Source organism: Flavobacterium johnsoniae, from assembly GCF_030388325.1.
In the GTDB taxonomy this organism is placed as follows: Bacteria; Bacteroidota; Bacteroidia; order Flavobacteriales; family Flavobacteriaceae; genus Flavobacterium; species Flavobacterium johnsoniae_C.
Map to the genome: position 1 here is coordinate 2,787,131 of NZ_CP103794.1, position 19,325 is coordinate 2,806,455.

At 31.8% G+C, this 19,325-nt stretch carries 20 protein-coding genes; 5 read left to right on the plus strand and 15 right to left on the minus strand.

Annotated features, from left to right (window positions below):
* Positions 1–23: 23 nt before the first annotated feature.
* From NYQ10_RS12080 to murQ, 10 genes are all read right to left on the minus strand, one after another.
* Positions 24–1,502 carry a hypothetical protein gene (locus tag NYQ10_RS12080; RefSeq protein ID WP_289876579.1) on the minus strand — a complete coding sequence of 493 codons (1,479 nt, stop codon included), beginning with the start codon at positions 1,500–1,502 and terminating at the stop codon, positions 24–26.
* 160 nt (positions 1,503–1,662) lie between these two features.
* Positions 1,663–2,298, minus strand: a complete 636-nt coding sequence (locus NYQ10_RS12085; RefSeq protein ID WP_289876580.1) for a 3'-5' exonuclease — start codon at positions 2,296–2,298, stop codon at positions 1,663–1,665.
* Positions 2,299–2,300: 2 nt separating this feature from the next.
* Positions 2,301–4,220 (minus strand): DUF294 nucleotidyltransferase-like domain-containing protein, encoded by a 1,920-nt coding sequence (locus NYQ10_RS12090; protein WP_289876581.1) that lies wholly within the window; start codon positions 4,218–4,220, stop codon positions 2,301–2,303.
* A gap of 220 nt (positions 4,221–4,440) precedes the next feature.
* On the minus strand, positions 4,441–4,812 hold the full coding sequence (locus tag NYQ10_RS12095) for a DNA topoisomerase IV (RefSeq protein ID WP_289876582.1): 372 nt from the start codon (positions 4,810–4,812) through the stop codon (positions 4,441–4,443).
* 93 nt (positions 4,813–4,905) lie between these two features.
* A complete protein-coding gene (locus tag NYQ10_RS12100; RefSeq protein WP_289876583.1) occupies positions 4,906–5,481 on the minus strand; it encodes a DUF1572 family protein in 576 nt (191 codons plus the stop codon).
* Positions 5,482–5,483: 2 nt separating this feature from the next.
* Entirely contained in the window at positions 5,484–6,056 is a 573-nt protein-coding gene (locus NYQ10_RS12105; RefSeq protein ID WP_289876584.1) for a pentapeptide repeat-containing protein, read from the minus strand.
* Positions 6,044–6,358 carry a type II toxin-antitoxin system RelE/ParE family toxin gene (locus tag NYQ10_RS12110; protein WP_289876585.1) on the minus strand — a complete coding sequence of 105 codons (315 nt, stop codon included), beginning with the start codon at positions 6,356–6,358 and terminating at the stop codon, positions 6,044–6,046. The genes NYQ10_RS12105 and NYQ10_RS12110 overlap by 13 nt, the downstream gene beginning before the upstream one ends.
* Positions 6,343–6,573 (minus strand): hypothetical protein, encoded by a 231-nt coding sequence (locus NYQ10_RS12115; protein ID WP_289876587.1) that lies wholly within the window; start codon positions 6,571–6,573, stop codon positions 6,343–6,345. The genes NYQ10_RS12110 and NYQ10_RS12115 overlap by 16 nt, the downstream gene beginning before the upstream one ends.
* Before the next feature lie 27 nt (positions 6,574–6,600).
* Positions 6,601–6,822 (minus strand): DUF6095 family protein, encoded by a 222-nt coding sequence (locus NYQ10_RS12120; protein ID WP_276174345.1) that lies wholly within the window; start codon positions 6,820–6,822, stop codon positions 6,601–6,603.
* Positions 6,823–7,005: 183 nt separating this feature from the next.
* Complete coding sequence (gene murQ, locus NYQ10_RS12125; RefSeq protein ID WP_289876588.1) at positions 7,006–7,818, minus strand: N-acetylmuramic acid 6-phosphate etherase; 813 nt, start codon at positions 7,816–7,818, stop codon at positions 7,006–7,008.
* A 168-nt stretch (positions 7,819–7,986) separates the two neighbouring features.
* Between murQ and NYQ10_RS12130 the strand changes: the two genes are divergently transcribed.
* The 3 genes from NYQ10_RS12130 (at position 7,987) to NYQ10_RS12140 (ending at position 12,883) form a co-directional block, all read left to right on the plus strand.
* On the plus strand, positions 7,987–9,129 hold the full coding sequence (locus NYQ10_RS12130; protein ID WP_289876589.1) for a helix-turn-helix domain-containing protein: 1,143 nt from the start codon (positions 7,987–7,989) through the stop codon (positions 9,127–9,129).
* A gap of 89 nt (positions 9,130–9,218) precedes the next feature.
* Entirely contained in the window at positions 9,219–10,340 is a 1,122-nt protein-coding gene (locus NYQ10_RS12135; protein ID WP_289876590.1) for a helix-turn-helix domain-containing protein, read from the plus strand.
* Positions 10,341–10,495: 155 nt separating this feature from the next.
* Positions 10,496–12,883, plus strand: coding sequence for a TonB-dependent receptor domain-containing protein (locus NYQ10_RS12140; protein ID WP_289876591.1), 2,388 nt, complete (start codon positions 10,496–10,498; stop codon positions 12,881–12,883).
* Positions 12,884–13,163: 280 nt separating this feature from the next.
* Here the strand turns inward: NYQ10_RS12140 and NYQ10_RS12145 are convergent, their stop codons facing one another.
* Together NYQ10_RS12145 and NYQ10_RS12150 are read right to left on the minus strand one after the other, a co-directional pair.
* On the minus strand, positions 13,164–13,832 hold the full coding sequence (locus tag NYQ10_RS12145) for a ZIP family metal transporter (protein ID WP_289876592.1): 669 nt from the start codon (positions 13,830–13,832) through the stop codon (positions 13,164–13,166).
* 89 nt (positions 13,833–13,921) lie between these two features.
* Positions 13,922–14,686 carry a class I SAM-dependent methyltransferase gene (locus tag NYQ10_RS12150; RefSeq protein WP_289876593.1) on the minus strand — a complete coding sequence of 255 codons (765 nt, stop codon included), beginning with the start codon at positions 14,684–14,686 and terminating at the stop codon, positions 13,922–13,924.
* A 111-nt stretch (positions 14,687–14,797) separates the two neighbouring features.
* Here NYQ10_RS12150 and NYQ10_RS12155 point away from each other — a divergent pair, with 111 nt between their 5' ends.
* Together NYQ10_RS12155 and NYQ10_RS12160 are read left to right on the plus strand one after the other, a co-directional pair.
* Positions 14,798–15,961, plus strand: coding sequence for a THUMP domain-containing class I SAM-dependent RNA methyltransferase (locus tag NYQ10_RS12155; RefSeq protein WP_289876594.1), 1,164 nt, complete (start codon positions 14,798–14,800; stop codon positions 15,959–15,961).
* 117 nt (positions 15,962–16,078) lie between these two features.
* A complete protein-coding gene (locus NYQ10_RS12160) occupies positions 16,079–16,315 on the plus strand; it encodes a hypothetical protein (protein WP_289876595.1) in 237 nt (78 codons plus the stop codon).
* Between the two features lie 197 nt (positions 16,316–16,512).
* On the opposite strand, the gene NYQ10_RS12165 is transcribed toward NYQ10_RS12160, so the two are convergent.
* Genes NYQ10_RS12165 through rlmD form a run of 3 tightly spaced genes read right to left on the minus strand, consistent with a single transcriptional unit; the run spans position 16,513 to position 19,246 of the window.
* Positions 16,513–17,352 (minus strand): DUF6048 family protein, encoded by an 840-nt coding sequence (locus NYQ10_RS12165; RefSeq protein WP_289876596.1) that lies wholly within the window; start codon positions 17,350–17,352, stop codon positions 16,513–16,515.
* The gene (locus tag NYQ10_RS12170; RefSeq protein ID WP_289876597.1) at positions 17,324–17,824 is read right to left on the minus strand and encodes a DUF6452 family protein; all 501 of its coding nucleotides are present in this window, start codon (positions 17,822–17,824) and stop codon (positions 17,324–17,326) included. The genes NYQ10_RS12165 and NYQ10_RS12170 overlap by 29 nt, the downstream gene beginning before the upstream one ends.
* 9 nt (positions 17,825–17,833) lie before the next feature.
* Positions 17,834–19,246 carry a 23S rRNA (uracil(1939)-C(5))-methyltransferase RlmD gene (gene rlmD / locus NYQ10_RS12175; RefSeq protein WP_289876598.1) on the minus strand — a complete coding sequence of 471 codons (1,413 nt, stop codon included), beginning with the start codon at positions 19,244–19,246 and terminating at the stop codon, positions 17,834–17,836.
* Positions 19,247–19,325 lie beyond the last annotated feature (79 nt).

The following is a 19,325-nucleotide window of genomic DNA, read 5'->3' on the forward strand; positions in this document are numbered from 1 at the left end:
GTCAAATAGATTTTGATAGAAATTTATCGCTGTACGTTTCTAATAATTACAGTTTGTCCACCTTCTTTGTTAGTTTGAGTTCCAGAACCATCTGCATTTTTAAATGCATCGCTCTGCCAAGTGTGTGGGTGAATATTTACCGTAAAAGTGTTTGGAACACCGATAATATCTGAAATGTCTTCCATAGCACCATATTCCCAGCTTCCAAATCTCATTTCGCCAGTTTGGTTGTATAGTGTATTCCATGCCACATCAGTTCTTTTGTGGTTCATGTTTAACCATGCTTTGTTTTGTTTTGAAGCAATGCTGTACTGCCAAATGTATGAATCGTGTTGAGCGGCTGTGTAATAGCTGTCACCATCTTCCTGAATGTAAACGTAGTTTTCAGTCACACATAAGTTATCTGGATTAATGATTCCAGTTCCAGGAGTACTATCACCTTCAACAGCTAATTCTAAAGTTCCTTTTAAAGGGTTTGTAGCATCAAGTTTCAATTTATAAACTCTTCCCCACATGGTATAACCTTCAACCGGAGCATTATTTGTTGCTTGACCAGTAGCAGTAAAATAGATTTCTCTGTTGTTAGTTGCTCTTCCTTTTCTGTAATCTACGTCTTCAACTCTAGAAAAACGAATCGCTTTTAAGTCATTTACAGTAGTGTTAATTACAGCTCCGGTTAAGTTTTTTGCATTTGGAATTTCAACAAATTCAACTGGATATGAGTTGTTTAATGTTATTGTTGTTTCAACCTGATTTCCATCAGTTCTTTTTAAAGCATATAATTTTCCGTTATTTAAGTCACCAACTGTACTTACATACATAATTAGCTGACCTGCACTTACGTGAGAAGTTGCGTAAGATTGATCTTCTCCAATTAAAATAACTGTTTTTCCAGGATAAGCTTCTTTTGGAAGCGGAACAGCATTTTCCATACTTGCTTTTCCTAAAGCAGGTAAAACTCTGTCTGTTCTTGCTTTATCTGAAGACAAACCTAAAGGATTAATTCCGTGTACCATACTTTCTTGACCGCTTTCTCCAGCCGTTAAAAAGATAGGACCAAATCCGTGGATTTCTGGCGTTGCTAAAGTTGCAGAACACAAACGTGTTAAACCTCCAACGCCATCAACTATATAATCACCTTTAACTGGTTTAAAAGTTTTATCTAAATATACTCTTGAAACTGATTGTAAGATTTCGTGGTTTGTAATCAAAATATAACCATCACTGTTTGGATCTTTCATTAATCCCGCACCATCTGGCTGCGCTCCGTAAACAAACGAAGGTGATTGTGGTAAAATATCAGAACTTGCAATTAAAGTGCTGATTTTTAAGCTTTCGAATCCAGTCATCGGATAAACAAAAGCAGGTACTTTTGATTGAGATGTAAAATCGATGCTAGCATTTACATCGTTTTTAGAATCTTTGTCATCATTTTGACAGCTTACTAAGGAAAGACTCGCTATTCCAAATAAAGCAATAGATTTAAGAAGGTTAGTTTTCATAATTGTTTTTTGTGTTTTTTTTTCGATAGAGCAAAGCTATCTTTCTAAAACAAAATACAGGTTATGTTAATTTTTTATTAATGCTAATAATTGTAAGTCTAATATTATCAAATAGTAAATTGGAAGTTTAGAATGTAAATTTAAGACTCATAAAAAAATCTTAAAGAGGCTTAAAAAGCTGATTTAGATTTACTGCTTTCTTATCTTTTAGTTTTTTAACAATCTTAAGAAAGGCAATTGCAGTAATGTACGCATCGCCCAAAGCGGTATGTCTGTCTTTTTTAGAAATATCAAATTTATCGGCAAGATCGTCTAAAGTATAATGATCTTTTCGCTCAAACAAATGAGATTGAATTAGCGTTTTTTTATATAAATAGGCTGTATCGAGAGTTTTGTTTGTCAATTGCGGAAGTCCGTTTCTTTCCAGCGCTTTATTAATCATGGTAACATCAAAAATAGTGTGATGAGCAATAATTATAGAATCGCCCAGAAAATCTAAAAACTGCTGTAAAGCCTCTAATTCAGTTGGACGTTTGACAAGTAAATCTTTTAAAATACCATGAATTTGTGCGGTAGATTTATCATAATGATCTTGTTTAAGATAAACCTCAAAACTTTGCTGAACATTTATAATTCCGTTTTGAAGAACCAGAGCACCAATGCATAGCATACGATCATTCTCATAATCAAAACCAGTGGTTTCTGTATCTAAAACAACAAAACGAGTTTCTTCGATTGTGATATTTTCATCAAAGAGATTGTTTTCTTCTTTTTTCCAAAAATTGAATAAACTCATTATTATACCAGATTTGAAATGTTAAAACGAACCGAAATTAATTCCTGAAGCTCTTTAATGGTTTTAAAAGTACGTTTCAATTTAATTTTTTCCATTTTGGTTAAAGATTCCAATTCAATAAACTGACCAGAATCATGATGCAAAAGTCCTTGTTTTGTTCTAAATTTTAATAAAGCTTTGAATGAATAAGAACACGATAAATATAATTCTCTATTATTAGTTTCCAATTCAGCTAATTTTTCAAATCGCTCTGCTGTATTGCTGATTCCTTTAATAGAATGCGATAAAATTAAAACGCGTGCAGCATCTGTAAGCGGCATTAAAGCTCTTCGTTTAATATCAAAATTGTCTTTGTTTGCACCGTCTTGTTCAACCAAAAATTGTCTAAAGAAACCTGTAGGAGACGGACTTTGCAAAGCTCCGCTCACTAAATGCATATAGAAAATCGGATTTGCTTTTATAGTTTCAAAAATATAATCTGACAACTGACTTACAATTTCTGTATCGCCATATGTAGAGCTATAATCAAAGAAAATGAAAGATAATAAAACCTCATTCTTTCCTGGATTAGTAATCCAATGATGCACTTGAGCTTTCCAATCATCTAAACTCATACACCATTTTGGACTCGAAGCCATCATATCGGCTGGGCAATAATCATATCCAATTTCAAAAAGACCTTTATTGACAAGTCCAGCAAATTTTTGAAAATAAATTCTGGTTTCATCTCTAAAAACTTCATTTACATTTTCGTAAACAATAGCATTATCTTGATCGGTATGCAACATTTGTTCACCTCTTCCTTGACTTCCCATTGCTAGCCAGGCAAATTTTACTGGTGGAGGACTACTCATTTTATCGATACAAATTTCGATTACACGAGTAGTGCAAGCTTCATTTAGTTCTGTAATAATTTTGGTAATTAAGGTCATCGGAATATTTTGATCCAAATAGCCTTGCAACAATTGCATTATTTGGTTTCGAATCGGTTTTATTTCCTTGATTTTTTTGGTACGTTTTAAAGCTTTTATTAAAACCGCAGGATTGTTTCCAAGCGCAACCATAACATCATGTTTCGATAAAATACCAACAGCTTTTGTATTTACAGTTCCGTCTTTGGTTAAACATAAATGGCTGATATTGCTTTTCATCATCGCCATTTGAGCTTCGGTAACGGTCATTTTTTTGGGATACGTAATAACAGGTTTTGTCATTATCGTTTCGGCTGTTGTTGTAATTGGGAAATCTCCAGTTACAATTTTATTACGAAGATCTTTGTCGGTCAAAATACCGATTGGAAGCATTTCATCTACAATCAGAATGGCTCCAACTTTCTTTTTATTCATAATGATAGCAACATCGCGAACGGTTGTAGACGGACTGCAAGTCACAATTTTTTTAGAATATTTTATAGGAGCTAAATCAAAAGAATGATTGTTAGAATGAAGATTATCATCTAACAAATCATCACCGTATAATTTATCTTTATGAATGTCAGAATACGGATTTCGAGTATTTGAAGCGTAACTTTCAATCAAGAAATTACCAACATTTCTGTTTTCGAGCGCATAAGGTTTAAAAACCGCAATTGGAATAGCGTACAAAATACTTTCCTCGTGCGCGACGGCTTCCATAATATAATTTTCTTGTGCCAAAAGCGGACGAAGACCGAAAATATCACCTTCATCGCACATGTCTAAAACGGTATTTTTAGTGCTTTTTTTTAGAGCAACAGCGCCTTTGTGAACCACATAAAAAGAATCGTGAGTTTTGTCGTTTTCTGCAAATATAACGGCATCTTTTTCTTTATAAATAATAGAAATCTGTTCGGACAGTTTTTCTAAATCTTTCTGATGTAAAAAATTAAAGGGCGGATAACCTTTTAAAAAGTCAGCAACTCTCTGCGAAATGGTATTTTTCATGTGGCTAGATTAAAGTTCTAAAGTACTATTTTAAATAGAAATGTAAAAGAAACACGTTTATTTTTTGAGTGACAAAGGGACAGAGTTGCAAAGAGACAAAGGTTTTGCTCACAGTTTTGTCATCCCGAGGAACGAGGGATCTTCACAAGTAACTCAATAAAGTTTTTCAATCCAAAAAAAAGCTCCTAAAATGGAGCTTAAATTTTTATAAAATCAAGAATTATTCAACTTTATGAACTGTGCCGCGCTGTTTTTCTTCAGAGCCGACCATTCCAAATTCAAAAGTATAGGAATCTTTAGAAGTCGTTAAAATTTTCATGCTGATAGCTTTTTCTTCAGCCATGTTTTTGGGATGCTTTTTTTGCAGAATATATTCGCAATCACTTACCCAACGAATGGTTGCGGTATCTGTTTTTCCTTCAAAAGTTTCGATTTCGATATCATCTTTGCGTTCAAAAAAAGTTGTTTTTTTTACGCCATTTACTTCGTATTCAAATTTAAATTTTCCGGTTTTAAAATCTTTGCAATTGTGTTCGGCATTATAACAAGAAACTAATGCCAAAAAAGGAAATAAGAATATAATTTTTTTCATTTTTTTTATGCTTTAAGCTTTAGGCAATAGGCTTTAAGCTCGATTAATAAGCGGTTTTGCTTATTGCATATAGCGTAAAGCTTATAGCTTTTATCATTTCAGTCTTTTTAATTCATCGTCAGTAAAGTTCTTAATTTCTTTTTCTTTGGCAAACTTTTCAGCGTTGTAATTTCCTGATTTATTTTTCGGAATCGATAAACTGTTCCATTCGCCTTTTTTCAATTGTTTGGCATAAAAAACAATCTGTCCGATATGATATGGATAATGTGCCAATTGACGATTTATGGCTTCGATAACTGTATGTCCTTCGTTTCTAATATAAATGATGTCTGAAAGCTGCGCTGGAGTTAAATTTTCTAAAGCATTTTCAAGGCAATTCCAGCCTTTATTCCAAAGTTCTAAAACTTCTTCTTTTGATTTTAAATCATTTTCGAATTCAGAATCTCGGTTTCGCCATTCTTTTTCTCCATCTGTGGTTAAAAAATCGGTCCAACGCGAAAGCATATTTCCTGAAATGTGTTTTATAATCGTAGCAATGCTGTTTGTGTCTTCATTAAAAGCAATAAAAAGCTGTTCTGGCTCAAGTTGATTTATTGCTTTTTCGCCAAGCATTTTATAATACAAAAATTGCTTTTTGGCACTTTCTAAATAAGAAAAATCAGCACTCATATTTATACAATTTTAATGTCATATTTATCCAGAAGCCCGACAATTCCTTCATTAGAAAATTGCGCTTTTTTCATCGGATTAAATTCAGGATCGATTTTGTAATTGTAAGCCGTTTTAAAGTTAACTCCCGCCAATTGTGTCTCGTTGAAAATAGCTCCGTCAAGATTGCAATTGTCAAAAACAGAACTTGTTAAATTCGTTCCGATAAAAGTTACTTCGCGAACCGAAGAATTGATGAATTTAGTTTTAGGCATTTTTTTGTTTGAAAATAAAGCGTAATCTAAAACGCATTCTTCAAACTGGACTTGAAATAAGAAATCGTCACATTCGTTAAAAGCGATTCCAAGAAGTTTACAGTTTCTAAAAGTGACATTTTTTAAACTAGTTCCCGCTAGACTTGTCATAGATAAATTGCAGTCAATAAATTCGCAATCTAAAAAAGTATTGGAACCAAAATTGCTGCTAGAAAAATCACAATTTTTAAAAACACAATCTTCAAACTCTCGATTATTTATTTTTTTGTTGATGTAAACAACTTTTTCAAATGTTTTCTGAATGTGAATTATATCTTCCATGAATGTTTTTTTGATTTTCGAGCATTATGGCGAACTCGCAAAATGTAAATTGAGTCGACAGTTATTTGATAAGAAATACTATATTCATAAACAGAATAAACTCTGAAAGTACCATCATTATTAGTTTTCTGTTTATCTAGTTTGTAAATTTCAGATTGTGTTTTAAGTATTTCGGTACTTTCAAACACGGTATTAATTACTTTATCTGCAATTTTGATAGATTTACTTTCGAAGAAAATATAAAAATGAATGTCTTCTAATTGATTCAAAGCATTGCTTGACCAAATTATTTTCTTCCCCATTTTTTCGCAATTTCTTTAGCCTGATCTTCGGTATAGAAATCACCTTTTTTGATACTATCTAAGGCATTTTCTATATCTAAATTATAAGCTGCATCCGAGTCAATTGCGGTATTATTAATTGAAAGTAAAAGGTTTTTTAGTTTTTCTACAAAAGAGGGATCTTTTACTTTATCAATTTCTTGATGAATCCAGTTAATTTCTGCTTGTATATCCATAACAAAGAATTTTAGTAAAGATACAAATTAGTCGTTAAATATACCTTTCATGATGATTTTCAATCCCAAAAAGATTAAAAACATAGAAGACAAACAAGCTACAATTCCAATTCCTAAAACAAGATAATGCCAATTTGTATGCTGATTCATAAATGCATTATAAATCATTGATGGCCCAAGAAACATCAGAGGCAAAGCGCCAGTTAGATATTTAACTCCTTTTCTTAGTAATTCTTTATTTGTTGCCATGACTTTTTGTTTCAAGTTTTCTTTGTTTCAAGTTTCAACTTACTTGACTTGTATTGAACCGCAAAGTACGCAAAGTTTTTTTAGATTAGAAACTTTAAATAAAGCGAAAAGTTCGCAAAGCTTTAAGAAAAAACCTTGCGAACCTTGCGTAAACCTTTGCGAACTTAGCGGTTAAATTATTAGTTAAGAATTATAATTATCGACAGCATTTCTAACGCTGCCATATTTTTTCAATAATTCTGATGCAACTTCATAAGAAACAGGAATTTCTCCCATAATCATTTTTACGCCGCGATCAACTAACTTAATGTTGCTCAATTGCATATCGACCATTTTGTTTCCGCGGACTTTGCCAAGCTGAATCATTGCTGCGGTCGAAATCATATTTAGTACCAATTTCTGAGCCGTTCCAGCTTTCATTCTCGAACTTCCTGTAATAAATTCTGGTCCGACAACAACTTCAATCGGAAATTGTGCTGTCAGAGCCAACGGACTTCCTGCGTTACAAGTAATACAACCCGTTATAATATTGTTTTGATTGCATGTTTCTAAACCTCCAATTACGTAAGGAGTTGTGCCAGAAGCCGCAATTCCAATCACGACATCATTAGAAGTAATATTATGATTCTGAAGATCAATCCAAGCTTGCGTCGGGTTGTCTTCGGCATTTTCTACAGCGCGTCTTATAGCGGTGTCGCCACCTGCAATAATACCATTTACTAAATCGAAAGGAACACCAAAAGTTGGCGGACATTCCGAAGCATCAACAACACCGAGACGTCCAGAAGTTCCAGCTCCAATATAAAACAATCTGCCTCCTAATTTTAGTTTTTCAACTATTTGCGGAATCAAAGCTTCTATTTGAGGCAAAGCTTTTTCGACCGCATAAGGAACGGTTTTGTCTTCTTGATTAATATTGGATAACAATTCATGAACAGACATTTTTTCTAAATGTTCATATTTTGATGTTTGTTCAGTAGTTTTCGTAAATGTCATTTTTATCGTTATTTAGACTGGTCAAAATTAACATTTTTTATCTCAATTTTGAAATTTAGTATACAAACTCACAAAGATTTAAAGTTTTGTTTGTCCTGTTGCGAATGCTTTCTTACATCTTCATTAAAAGAACTAAAATATTATATTTGTTAAAATTTTAAAAGATAAATGGATAAAATAGATTTATTGCAGGGAATTGGTCGAATTTCAGTTTTTGTTTCGTTATTGCTTGCATTTTTTTTATTAACTGTCAAAACCGAAAATAAATTGGCAAACCGATTATTTGCCTGTTTTTTTATTTGTTCGGCTATTGATCTTAGCGGTTTTTTTATTGAAGCAACTAATAGATTTGAACTTAATTTAGAGATTTTTAGATCTACTGCTTGTCTACTGGCAATGCCATTATTTTATCTTTTCGTCTTGGCAGTCTGTTATTCTGATTTTAAATTAAAATGGAAACATCTTGCGCATTTGATTCCATTTGTAGTGGTAAATCTGGTTTTTATACCCAGAATTTATCTGAGTTTTGACTTGACTTTAGAAGAATTTTTAAAGACTTTAAATCTAAAACCTGAAATTTACTTTATTCAGATTTTAATTGAATTTCAATATGCTTTCTATATTATAAGTGTCTTTTTGATTTTGCGAAAATACAGAGAAATCTATCTAGAAAATTATGCGAATCCAAGTTCAGCGACTTATAAATGGCTTTTTCAAATAACTTGTGTTTTTCTTATTTCGCATTCTGTTGTTGCTTTAAAAAATATATTGCGTTATAGCGGTTTTAAAGAAATATTTCTTTGGGCAAATGTATTAGTCGGAAGTATTGCTTTGTTTATAACATGTTGGTTTATAATGAAAGCACTTAATCATCCGGAGCTTTTTAGAGGAGTTAATTCTAAATTGAAATTAGCGAAAGACATTCTTCCTGAGGTTGAAGAAAAAACAGAATCAGTAGAAGAACAAAACGATTTGATCAAGATTCAGATTTTAAATTTGAAACAATATATGATCGAAAAAGAGCCTTTTCTAGATCCTTCGTTGACGATTCAGGAACTGAGCAATCAGATTAATATTCCTGTTCGAGAATTATCTATTTTGATTAATCATCATATGGATCAGCATTTTTTTGATTTTGTGAATGAATATCGAATTCAAAAAGCAATGCATCTTTTAAAAGATGAATCGAAAAAACAATTAACCGTTCTAGAAATTTTATACGAAGTAGGTTTTAACTCGAAATCTTCTTTTAATACTTCTTTCAAAAAATATACAAATTTAACGCCGACAGCTTATAGAAATGCTTTGTGATTTTAATTCTAAAATGTAAACTCTTAAATTTCTATTTTTGTAAAGATGCTTAAAAATAATTAATGGATATAATTAGCTTTTTAACTGGCATGGCCAAAATATCAGTTTTTGTTTCTTTATTGTTAGCAATTTTTTTGCTAACAGTAAAAACAAAAAATAAATTAGCAAACAGCCTATTTGCTTTGTATTTGATATTTTTTGCGATTGATAACAGCGGTATTTTCATCGATGACAACTTCATTAAAAACCATTTTAATTTAGAGTTTTTCAGATGGACTATTTGCGCTCTCATTCTGCCTGCTTTCTATTTATATGTGCTGTCAGTTTGTTTTGCAGATTTTAGATTAAAAGCGAAACATTTATGGCATCTAATTCCATTTATAATTACAAATGCGGTTTTTTTATTCAGGCTATATCTTTTAAATGATGGAGCAAAAATGCTTTTTTATAACCATCGCGATCAATCGCCAGAAATGTCTTTTTTGTTTCTTGTTTTAGGTCTTCAAACTATATTATATAGTATAGGAGTGTTTTTGATTCTTAAAAAGTATCGAACAATCTATCAGGAAAACTATACTAATCCTAGAACTTCTATTTTTAAGTGGCTGTTTCAAATTGCAATTGTACTTTTTGTTTTGTATTATTTATCGATACTTAAAAATCTTGTGAGATATGCCAACCTTGATTTTTTATGGATTTGGTCTAATACAATCTTGCAATTTCTTGTTCTAACAGTAACTTGTTGGTTTGTTTTAAAGGCTTTAAACTATCCAGAACTTTTTAGAGGAATCGATTCTAAATTGCTATTAACGAAAGATATTCTTTCTAAAGAAAATGAAAATCTTGCTGAAAAAAAAGAAAATCAAAACGATGCGATTACGAATCAAATTTTGATGTTGAAACAATATATGATCGAAAAAGAACCTTTTCTAGATCCGTCGCTTACAATTCAGCAACTTTCTAGTCAGATTGATATTCCGGTTCGAGAATTATCGATTTTGATTAATCATCATATGAACCAGCATTTTTTTGATTTTGTAAACGAACATCGAATTCAAAAAGCGATGAAGATCTTAAAAGATAAATCAAAAAATCAGCTTACGGTTTTAGAAATTTTGTATGAAGTTGGTTTTAATTCAAAATCTTCTTTTAATACTTCTTTCAAAAAATATACAAATTTAACGCCAACAGCTTACAGAAACGCTTCATAATTAAGGTTTTGTAAAAAGTCGTACTTCATGCTGAATAAAGTCGAACCAATTTCTAATCCAGAAATTGGTTCGACTTTTTTTTGTCGGTCGCGTACTCAGGATTTCTAAGGCAACTTTGCTTCAAATTAATCAAACAAGTTTAAAATTTAGAAATCATGAAAAAAACGAACCTGCTTATTTTTTTATTATTGCCTCTTTTTTGTTTGTCACAAACGTCATTTAAATTAAGTGGAAAAATTGCCGACGAAAAAGCACCGATAGCATGGACAGATGTCATAGTCTTAAATCAAGAAGGAAAAATCATAAACGGAATTACAACAAAAGAAGACGGTAGTTTTGAATTAATTCTTGACAAAGGATTTTGTAAAATAAAAATAAGTCCGATTGGATATTCGGAATTTGAAAAAGATATGACAATTGAAAAAGACGCCAATCTAGGCTTGATTATTTTTAAAGAAAAAGTGACAAATCTGGGCGAAGTTGTCATTCAAACTAAAAAAAATACCATCGAACAAAAAACAGATCGTTTGGTTTATAATCTTGAAAATAACGTAACAAATACTGGAGGCGATGCTTTGAGTGCTATAAATACAGCGCCAGGTGTTGCAGTACAAAACAATGCAATTAATATTCTTGGAAAAGGAGTTTCGAGAGTTATGATTGATGGAAGAATGATAGAATTAACGGGTGAAGAACTGAATAATTTCCTGAAATCTATTTCGGCTAGCGATATTAAAAATATAGAAATTATTAGTAATCCTTCGTCAAAATACGAAGCCGAAGGAACTGGCGGACTTATTAATGTTGTGATGAAAAAAGGAGCTCGAAATTCTTGGAAAAACTCAACGACAGCTTCATACGATCAAAATAAATATGGAATTTATGCTTTGAGAAATAACTTTTTTTATAATAAAGATAAGTTTCGATTTTCGGCAAGTATTAATGGAAAAGGAGGTTACAGAAGTATTAAAGAATCACTGGATATGTATTTTACTGAAGGACCTTCGAAGATGAAAGCGGGAACAAAATTAAATGAAGAAAATTTATCTGGTAAAATTGCTTTAGATTATGATCTTTCTGAAAAAACGACGATTGGTTTTCAGATTTTAAAAGATAAAAGCAATCCAGATTTTGACACAGATATTAGAATTAATAACTACAATTCTCAAAATCAATTGAATAATTATATAATTAATGAAAGTTTTTTGGATAGAAAATCTGGTAATGAAACTTATAACGTTCATTTAATTACAAAACTCGATTCTCTAAACCGTAAATTATCATTTGATGCAGATTATTTTAATTACAACTCACAATTTGATAGAGATTTTGTTGCCAATAATTATGATGCAGATGGAAATTTTGTAGACGTAAATCAGTCAGGGAGAAATCTTTCGAATCAAGATATTGATAATTTGAGTTTTAAGGTAGATATGGAACATCCGTTTAAGGCTTTAAATCTATCTTATGGCGCAAAAATGAGCTTTACAAAAAGCAACAGTAATGTCGTTTTTTACAATACGATTACAGGAACTCCGGTTTTAGATTCTAATCAGACAAATCAATTTAGATATACAGAAAATAATCAGGCGGTTTATATTAGCGGAGATAAAAAAATCAATGAAAAATGGAATTTTCAATTAGGATTTCGATTAGAAAATACGCAAACAAAAGGATTTTCAGAAACCTTAAATCAAGAAACTGTAAATAATTATTTTAAATTGTTTCCGACTTTTTATACTTCTTATCAAAGAAATGAAAACAATAGTTTTAGTTTTAATTATGGAAAAAGAATTCGCAGACCTGGTTTTTCGATGCTGAATCCGTTTCGAGTTTACATCAGCAGTAATAGTTATTCTGAGGGAAATCCGTTTTTGAAACCTTCTTTTAACGATAATTTTGAATTTACGCATTCGTATAAAAAAACATTGAGAACGAGTATTTTTTTAAATTCGATTAAAGATGGTTATGGCGTGATATTTACTTCGAATCCAGAAACAATGACACAGATTATAACTAGAGAGAATTATTTTAAAGGTCTTAATTACGGAATTGGAGAAACTTATTCAGTTAGTATCGCAAATTGGTGGGAAAGTGAGAATTCGTTATATCTTTTAGGATCTGATATTAAATTTATAAAAGATATTAATGCAACGCCTGTAAATGGTCTTCAGCTTGATTTTTCAACAAATAACACTTTTTCATTAGGTAAAAATTCTAAACTGCAAATTGATTTTAATTATACATCGCCATACAAAAGCGGATTGTATGATACAGGTTACACATCGAGTTTGAACATTGGTTTTAAACAAGATTTATTGAATAAAGCAATGCAGATTTCTTTTTTACTGAATGATGTTTTCTATACTTCTTATTTAAAAAATGACGTTTCGATTGTAAATGGTGTAAAACAAGTTTACAGTCAAAAAGAAAGTAACCGATTTGTTCGTTTAACTGTTGTTTACAATTTTGGAAATAATAAAATCAATGTAAAAGAACGTGCTTTTGGAAATCAAGACGAGAAGAAAAGAACGGGGAATTAGGTAGTTATTAATTTTTACCAGAAATATAAAACCTAAAATCCATAACAGCAGTGATGTCACTCTGAGCGAAGTCGAAGAGCACAACGTAAAGGGCTTCGACTTCGCTCAGCCTGACACTGTGAACAGAACTTGAAACCTGAAATTTAAAACTTGAAACTTTTTTTGCGTGAGGGATAGGAGCAAATTACCGAAGTAATGCGGATAGCCCGACCGAATTTGCGAAAGGCGCACATAAGCGGTTTGCTGAATAGCGCCTTTTGTGAATTTGGTCACGCCCTAATTATAAAAAGAACGCCAATAAAATTCCGAGAACTATCATAGAAACTTTAGCAACATTGAATTTGTGTCCTTCACTGCTTTCAAAAATTATAGTTGATGAAATGTGGAATAAAATACCAATTACGATTGCTGTTATTTCGGTGTAATAATCGTTTAAAATAGGTAGAAATTCAGAAGCAACAGTTCCTAACGGAGTCATAATTGCGAAAGTTAACATGAAGGCAAAAATGGCTTTTTTATTTAAATCGGCATTGATGAAAAATGTCGTTAAAATTACGGCAATCGGTAAATGATGAATGGCAATTCCGATTGCAAGACCTTGATGATGGCTTACCGGAAATCCTTCTAAAAAAGCATGAATACATAAACTGATAAACAAAAGCCACGGAATTTGCGACATTTTTGCATGACCGTGAACGTGTCCGTGTTCGGCGCCTTTTGAGAAAAATTCGAGCACAATCTGAAATAAAATTCCGATCATAATAAAGATTCCAATATTATGATTATGAGATTCGTAAACCTCAGGAAGAAGATGCATTACAGTTAAAGACAATAAAAAAGAACCGCTAAATGCCAGCAGTAATTTTAAATTGGTTTTGTTTTTTGGTTTAATAAACAAAGCCACGCCATATCCTAAAAGTACAGAAAATAAGGGTAGTAAATAGTTCATTTTTTATTGTTTAATCGTTGATTTGTTAATCGGATAATTGTTTTTTTGTTTAGCGATTAAACGGTTAAACAATTAAACGATTAATCAATTTACTTAAAAATCATGATTAATCTTTCGCTTTCGGTTTTGTGGAATTTTTTAAGCTTGTAATCTCCGAAAATATCTAGAAGATAAATTCCAGCTTCGTCCATCAAATCCTGAAAGTCTTTCAAAGTTAGTGCTTTTACTTTTTCTGTAAAATGATATTTTCTGCCTTGATCTTCAAAATCAATTTCTTTAAAAATATGTCCATCTTCAACATATCTTTTAATATGAAAATCAATGTCTTCAACCGTTTTCACTTCTTCTGGCACAAGATTTTCAATCACATTTGCTACGTTCATGAAATCAATTACAGCGAATCCGTATTCTGATAAACTTTCTTTAATTGCTTTTAAAGTTGTCAGGTTATCATCATCATTTTCGAAATAACCAAAACTGGTAAAAAGATTGAAAATAGCATCAAATTTTTCTTCAAAAGGTTCGCGCATGTCGTGCACTTTAAAGTGAAGTGTTTCGTTGCTGTTTTTACTGGCTTCTTCGATACTGTTTTCAGATAAATCTGCACCTAAGACATTATATCCTAATTGATTTAAATAAATAGAATGACGACCTTTTCCGCAAGCTAAATCCAATACTTTTGCTTTTTCAGGCAAATTAAGATAGTGCGTTAAATTGTCCATGAAAATTTGAGCTTCACGGTAATTTCGATCCTTATAAAGAATGTGATAATATGGGGTGTCAAACCACGAAGAATACCAGTTTTGATCGTGGCCTTCCGGATTTAGGTTTGATTCGTTATGCTTTTCAGACATTTATTCTATTTCAATTAATTCAAAGTCCGGCAAATTTAGTGTATTTTTGCCGAAAAATAACTATTTCGCTGTTATAGGTATTAGCGATTAGCTTTTTTTAATTGAAAAGAAATGGAAGAAAATTTTAAAATGATTGCCAAATGTTTTTTTGGCTTTGAAGAAATATTAGAAAAAGAATTACGCGCACTTGGAGCTCAAGATGTTGAAAGAGGCGTGAGAATGGTGAGCTTTAAAGGAGATAAAGGTTTTATGTATAAAGCCAATTTGTCTTTACGTACGGCGCTAAAAGTCTTAAAACCTATTTACTCTTTTAGAGCAAATAACGAACAGGCACTATATAAAGGGATTTCTGGTGTGAATTGGTCTAAACTTTTAAATGCAAATCAGACTTTTGTAATAGATTCGACGGTTCATTCTACTTATTTCAACCATTCTGAATTTGTTTCTCAAAAATGTAAAGATGCAATTGTAGATCAGTTTAGAGAAAGAACAGGTCAGCGCCCTAGTATTGATAAACAATATCCGGATTTACGAATTAATATTCATATTGATAAAGATCAGGTTTCTGTTGCTTTAGATACTTCAGGAGCTTCTCTTCATCAGCGTGGTTATAGAACAGCAACCAATATTGCTCCGATTAATGAGGTTTTGGCAGCAGGAATTCTTTTGCTTTCTGGCTGGGATGGTCAAAGTCATTTTTTAGATCCAATGTGCGGTTCTGGAACTTTCTTGGCAGAGGCGGCTATGATTGCTTGCAATATTCCGGCTAACATTAACAGAAAAGAATTTGCTTTTGAAAAATGGAAAGACTGGGATAATGATTTATTTGATACTATTATCGAGAGTTTAATGAAAAAAACGAGAGAGTTTCATTATACAATTAAAGGTTTTGATAAAGCTCCAAGTGCTGTTAGTAAAGCAAAAGACAATATCAGAAATGCCAATTTAGAAGATTATATATCGATTAGCGAAGATAATTTCTTCGATACTGAAAAAGAAGTGGAAGGGAAACTTCATATCGTTTTCAATCCGCCTTACGATGAGCGTTTGGATATTCATATGGAAAGATTTTACGCTAATATCGGAGATACTTTAAAGAAAAATTATCCAGGAACAAACGCTTGGTTTATTACAGCAAATCTAGAAGCGCTAAAATTTGTTGGATTAAAACCTTCAAGAAAAATCAAACTTTTCAACGGAAGCCTTGAAGCTCGTTTGGTAAAATACGAAATGTACGAAGGAAGCAAGAGAACGAAATTTCAGGTTTCTGAATAAGGTTCTAAGAGATTTAGTTTACGAAATTAGTAATAACACAATTTAGGTTCGAAATTTAAGTTCTAAAGTAAAAACCTTAGAACCTTAGCATCAGAACCTCAGTAACTTTTAAAAAACATGTCAAAATTACAATTAAGAGCTTTTTTATATCAATTAGGCGCATTTGCAGTCCTTTTTCTAGCATTCCGATATTTGATTGACGCTTATACTGGATTAACAGGATTCTGGATTCCGATGACTGCATTTATTGTGGGAACTATTGTTGGTCCAAAATTTCAAGCCGTAAGAACTAAAGACGGAGAAAAGCTTTTTATGAAATGGCTTTTTATTAAAGGAATTAAAGAAATCGGATAATGTTTCTTTTTGTAACGCTACTTTGATTCATACGCAATCAGCAATTAATTTTCAGTTAATTTGGTTTAGGTACTCAGGTTCTAAGCCACTAAGGTTCTAAGTTTTAATCTTAACAAAATAAAAAAAGCGGTAAATTCAACTTGAATTTACCGCTTTTTTATCTTAGTATCTCAGTATCTTAGCATCTTAAAAAAAAACTATTTTTTCTTCTTAGCTGTTTCTTTTACTACTTCAGAAGCCATTGTTTTCTTTTTGTAGATTGGAATAAAGTAGGAAACAGTATAATTAAATCCAACTCCAAAACTTCCGTCATACGTTCTGTTAAAACCTGGAATGTATAGGTTTTCAAAATCAGAAGGTTCGTTATTCATAACCAAAAGCTTAAGCTGAACTCCAAAACCAACAAAAACGTTTCTTACAACTTGCGCTTTCAGTCCTAAACCAACTTCTAACCAACCAGCAGTTAAACCGCTATATTTTTGATCTTTAGATATTTCAGGAAGTTCTCCCCAATACGGATTCGGATTGTAGATTTTATAGCTATGCAATTCTTGGTTAAAAGTACTAAAGCCGCCTCGCATTCCAATCGTGATAAGATTTTCCATATCCAGCCAGTTTTGGTAGAAGTTATAATCAAATCCACCTTTTATGTAAGTTCCAGAAGCCGAAGAAGTTAATCTATCATCGTTTGTTGTTTTATCTTCATAACCTAATTCGGCTGCTAAATAGTATTTTTTGGTTAATCTCCAATCTCCAACAAATTCAATTCCTTTATAATCTTTATCATAAAGTCCGCGAGTAAGTTTGTATAAATCTACACCTACGCGAAGCCCATAGCGATCTGTTTTTACTACGCTGTCTTTTTTTACATCCTGAACCTCTTTTTTTACAGTTTCAGTTTGCGGTTTTTGGGTTTTTACTTCTGTATCTTTTTTGTCTTTTTTATCTTTTGAAATCTCTGGTACGTCTTGAGCTTGTAATAAAAATACCGAAAATAATAAACAAATACTAGTAATAAACTTCAACGTGTGTTTCATTTTCAGAGTCGATATTTGGGTTAATTAATTGAACTGTAGACATCCAAACGGTGTCTCCATCTGGGTCTGTACGAGCAATTGACTTTACATTAAAAATAGTTTTAAAACCGCAAGCTCTCGATACATATACATTTTGAGTACTATAATTAATAGTCAAAACATCTGTATTTCTTTCTGCAGGAATGGTACTAGTAGCGTTATAAATTAATCTATAAGTTGTAATACTGTCATTAACTTTTAATGGTAATTGTATTTTGCTTACACCTGCAAAAGTAAGTCCAGTTGCTACATCCTTACCTTCACCAACAGCTGTTAAATTTGTTATTTTTCTTTCTACAGTTGGGTCGTCACTATAGTAAAATGTAATAACCAATCTAGGTGTAGTTGGTGTATTGGCATCGCAGATATCATCTTTCTCGCAGCTAGATAAGCCAAAAGTAAAAAGCAATAACAGAGAGACTAGTTTTTTCATCTATATTTTTTATCGAAGTTCTAAAAGTACAACATTTTCAACATGATGTGTCTGCGGAAACATATCAACAGGTCTAACACGCGTTACTTTGTATTTTTCATCCATTAAAGCCAAGTCACGTGCCTGTGTTGCAGAATTACAGCTAACATAAACCACTTTTTTTGGAGCAATTTTTAAAATTTGTTCTACAACATCTTTATGCATTCCGTCACGAGGCGGATCTGTTATAATAACATCTGGTTTTCCGTGCTGTGCAATAAAAGCTTCATTAAAGACTACCTTCATGTCTCCAACAAAAAACTCACAATTGGTAATATTATTGCGTTCTGCATTGGCTTTAGCGTCAATAATTGCTTCAGGAACACTTTCTACTCCGATTACTTTTTTTGCTTTTTTCGATACAAATTGTGCAATTGTTCCTGTTCCTGTGTATAAATCGTAAACTGTTTCGTTTCCAGTCAGGCCAGCAAATTCTCTCGTAATTTTGTATAATTCGTAAGCTTGGTCAGAATTAGTTTGGTAGAAAGATTTAGCATTAATACTAAATTTTAAACCTTCCATTTCTTCCAATATATAATTTCTTCCTTTATAAAGAATAACTTCTTGATCGTAAATTGTATCGTTTGGTTTTCCGTTTACAACATATTGTAATGAAGTAATTTGAGGGAATTTCTCGTATAAATGATCTAGAATTAATTCTCTGTTTGCTTTATCTTCTTCGAAAAACTGAATTAAAACCATAATCTCGCCAGTAGAAACTGTACGAATCATTACGGTTCTCAATAATCCAGAATGTTCTCTCGGATTGAAAAAAGCAAGATTATTTTCATTTGCAAATGCTCTGATTTCGTTACGAATCGCATTAGAAGGATCTTCTTGTAGATGACATTTATTAATATCAAGAATTTTATCCCACATTTTCGGAATATGAAAACCTAAAGCATTTCTGTTTCCTAAATCTTCAGTGCTTCCAATTTCTTTTTCAGTTAACCAACGGCTGTTCGAAAAAGAAAATTCCATTTTATTTCTGTAGAAAAACTGTTTTTCAGAACCTAAAATATCTTCAAATTCTGGAAGTTCGATTTTTCCTATTCTTTGCAAATGATTTTTAACTTCATTTTGTTTAAAAGCAAGCTGTTGGCCATACTTCATATTCTGCCATTTACATCCTCCACAAACGCCAAAATGTTCGCAAATCGGATCTACTCTGTAGTCAGATAATTCATGAAATTTTACGGCTTTACCTTCGTAATAAGCCTTTCTTTTTTTAAATGTCTGTACGTCCACAACATCTCCAGGTACCACATTCGGAATAAAGATTACTTTTCCGTCAGGTGCTTTGGCTACTGAAACGCCTTTTGCACCAGCGTCAAGAACTTGAATTTGATGAAAGACAACTTTGTCTGTATTTTTTCTTCCCATAGCGCAAAAATAAGCCTTTGAAAACTTTTACAAATTTTATTTATAAAATTTTTTAGAAATTCTTTAAAAAATTAGTTTA

Bases quoted from the DNA above. Each gene is read 5' to 3' on its own strand.
- NYQ10_RS12095 (WP_289876582.1), bottom strand. From the start codon at position 4,812: ATGAAAAAAATTATATTCTTATTTCCTTTTTTGGCATTAGTTTCTTGT.
- NYQ10_RS12110 (WP_289876585.1), bottom strand. From the start codon at position 6,358: ATGGGGAAGAAAATAATTTGGTCAAGCAATGCTTTGAATCAATTAGAA.
- NYQ10_RS12165 (WP_289876596.1), bottom strand. From the start codon at position 17,352: ATGAAACACACGTTGAAGTTTATTACTAGTATTTGTTTATTATTTTCG.
- NYQ10_RS12130 (WP_289876589.1), top strand. From the start codon at position 7,987: ATGGATAAAATAGATTTATTGCAGGGAATTGGTCGAATTTCAGTTTTT.
- NYQ10_RS12120 (WP_276174345.1), bottom strand. From the start codon at position 6,822: ATGGCAACAAATAAAGAATTACTAAGAAAAGGAGTTAAATATCTAACT.
- NYQ10_RS12135 (WP_289876590.1), top strand. From the start codon at position 9,219: ATGGCCAAAATATCAGTTTTTGTTTCTTTATTGTTAGCAATTTTTTTG.
- NYQ10_RS12170 (WP_289876597.1), bottom strand. From the start codon at position 17,824: ATGAAAAAACTAGTCTCTCTGTTATTGCTTTTTACTTTTGGCTTATCT.
- NYQ10_RS12080 (WP_289876579.1), bottom strand. From the start codon at position 1,502: ATGAAAACTAACCTTCTTAAATCTATTGCTTTATTTGGAATAGCGAGT.
- NYQ10_RS12140 (WP_289876591.1), top strand. From the start codon at position 10,496: ATGAAAAAAACGAACCTGCTTATTTTTTTATTATTGCCTCTTTTTTGT.
- NYQ10_RS12085 (WP_289876580.1), bottom strand. From the start codon at position 2,298: ATGAGTTTATTCAATTTTTGGAAAAAAGAAGAAAACAATCTCTTTGAT.
- NYQ10_RS12150 (WP_289876593.1), bottom strand. From the start codon at position 14,686: ATGTCTGAAAAGCATAACGAATCAAACCTAAATCCGGAAGGCCACGAT.
- murQ (WP_289876588.1), bottom strand. From the start codon at position 7,818: ATGACATTTACGAAAACTACTGAACAAACATCAAAATATGAACATTTA.
- NYQ10_RS12115 (WP_289876587.1), bottom strand. From the start codon at position 6,573: ATGGATATACAAGCAGAAATTAACTGGATTCATCAAGAAATTGATAAA.
- NYQ10_RS12155 (WP_289876594.1), top strand. From the start codon at position 14,798: ATGGAAGAAAATTTTAAAATGATTGCCAAATGTTTTTTTGGCTTTGAA.
- rlmD (WP_289876598.1), bottom strand. From the start codon at position 19,246: ATGGGAAGAAAAAATACAGACAAAGTTGTCTTTCATCAAATTCAAGTT.
- NYQ10_RS12100 (WP_289876583.1), bottom strand. From the start codon at position 5,481: ATGAGTGCTGATTTTTCTTATTTAGAAAGTGCCAAAAAGCAATTTTTG.
- NYQ10_RS12160 (WP_289876595.1), top strand. From the start codon at position 16,079: ATGTCAAAATTACAATTAAGAGCTTTTTTATATCAATTAGGCGCATTT.
- NYQ10_RS12090 (WP_289876581.1), bottom strand. From the start codon at position 4,220: ATGAAAAATACCATTTCGCAGAGAGTTGCTGACTTTTTAAAAGGTTAT.
- NYQ10_RS12145 (WP_289876592.1), bottom strand. From the start codon at position 13,832: ATGAACTATTTACTACCCTTATTTTCTGTACTTTTAGGATATGGCGTG.
- NYQ10_RS12105 (WP_289876584.1), bottom strand. From the start codon at position 6,056: ATGGAAGATATAATTCACATTCAGAAAACATTTGAAAAAGTTGTTTAC.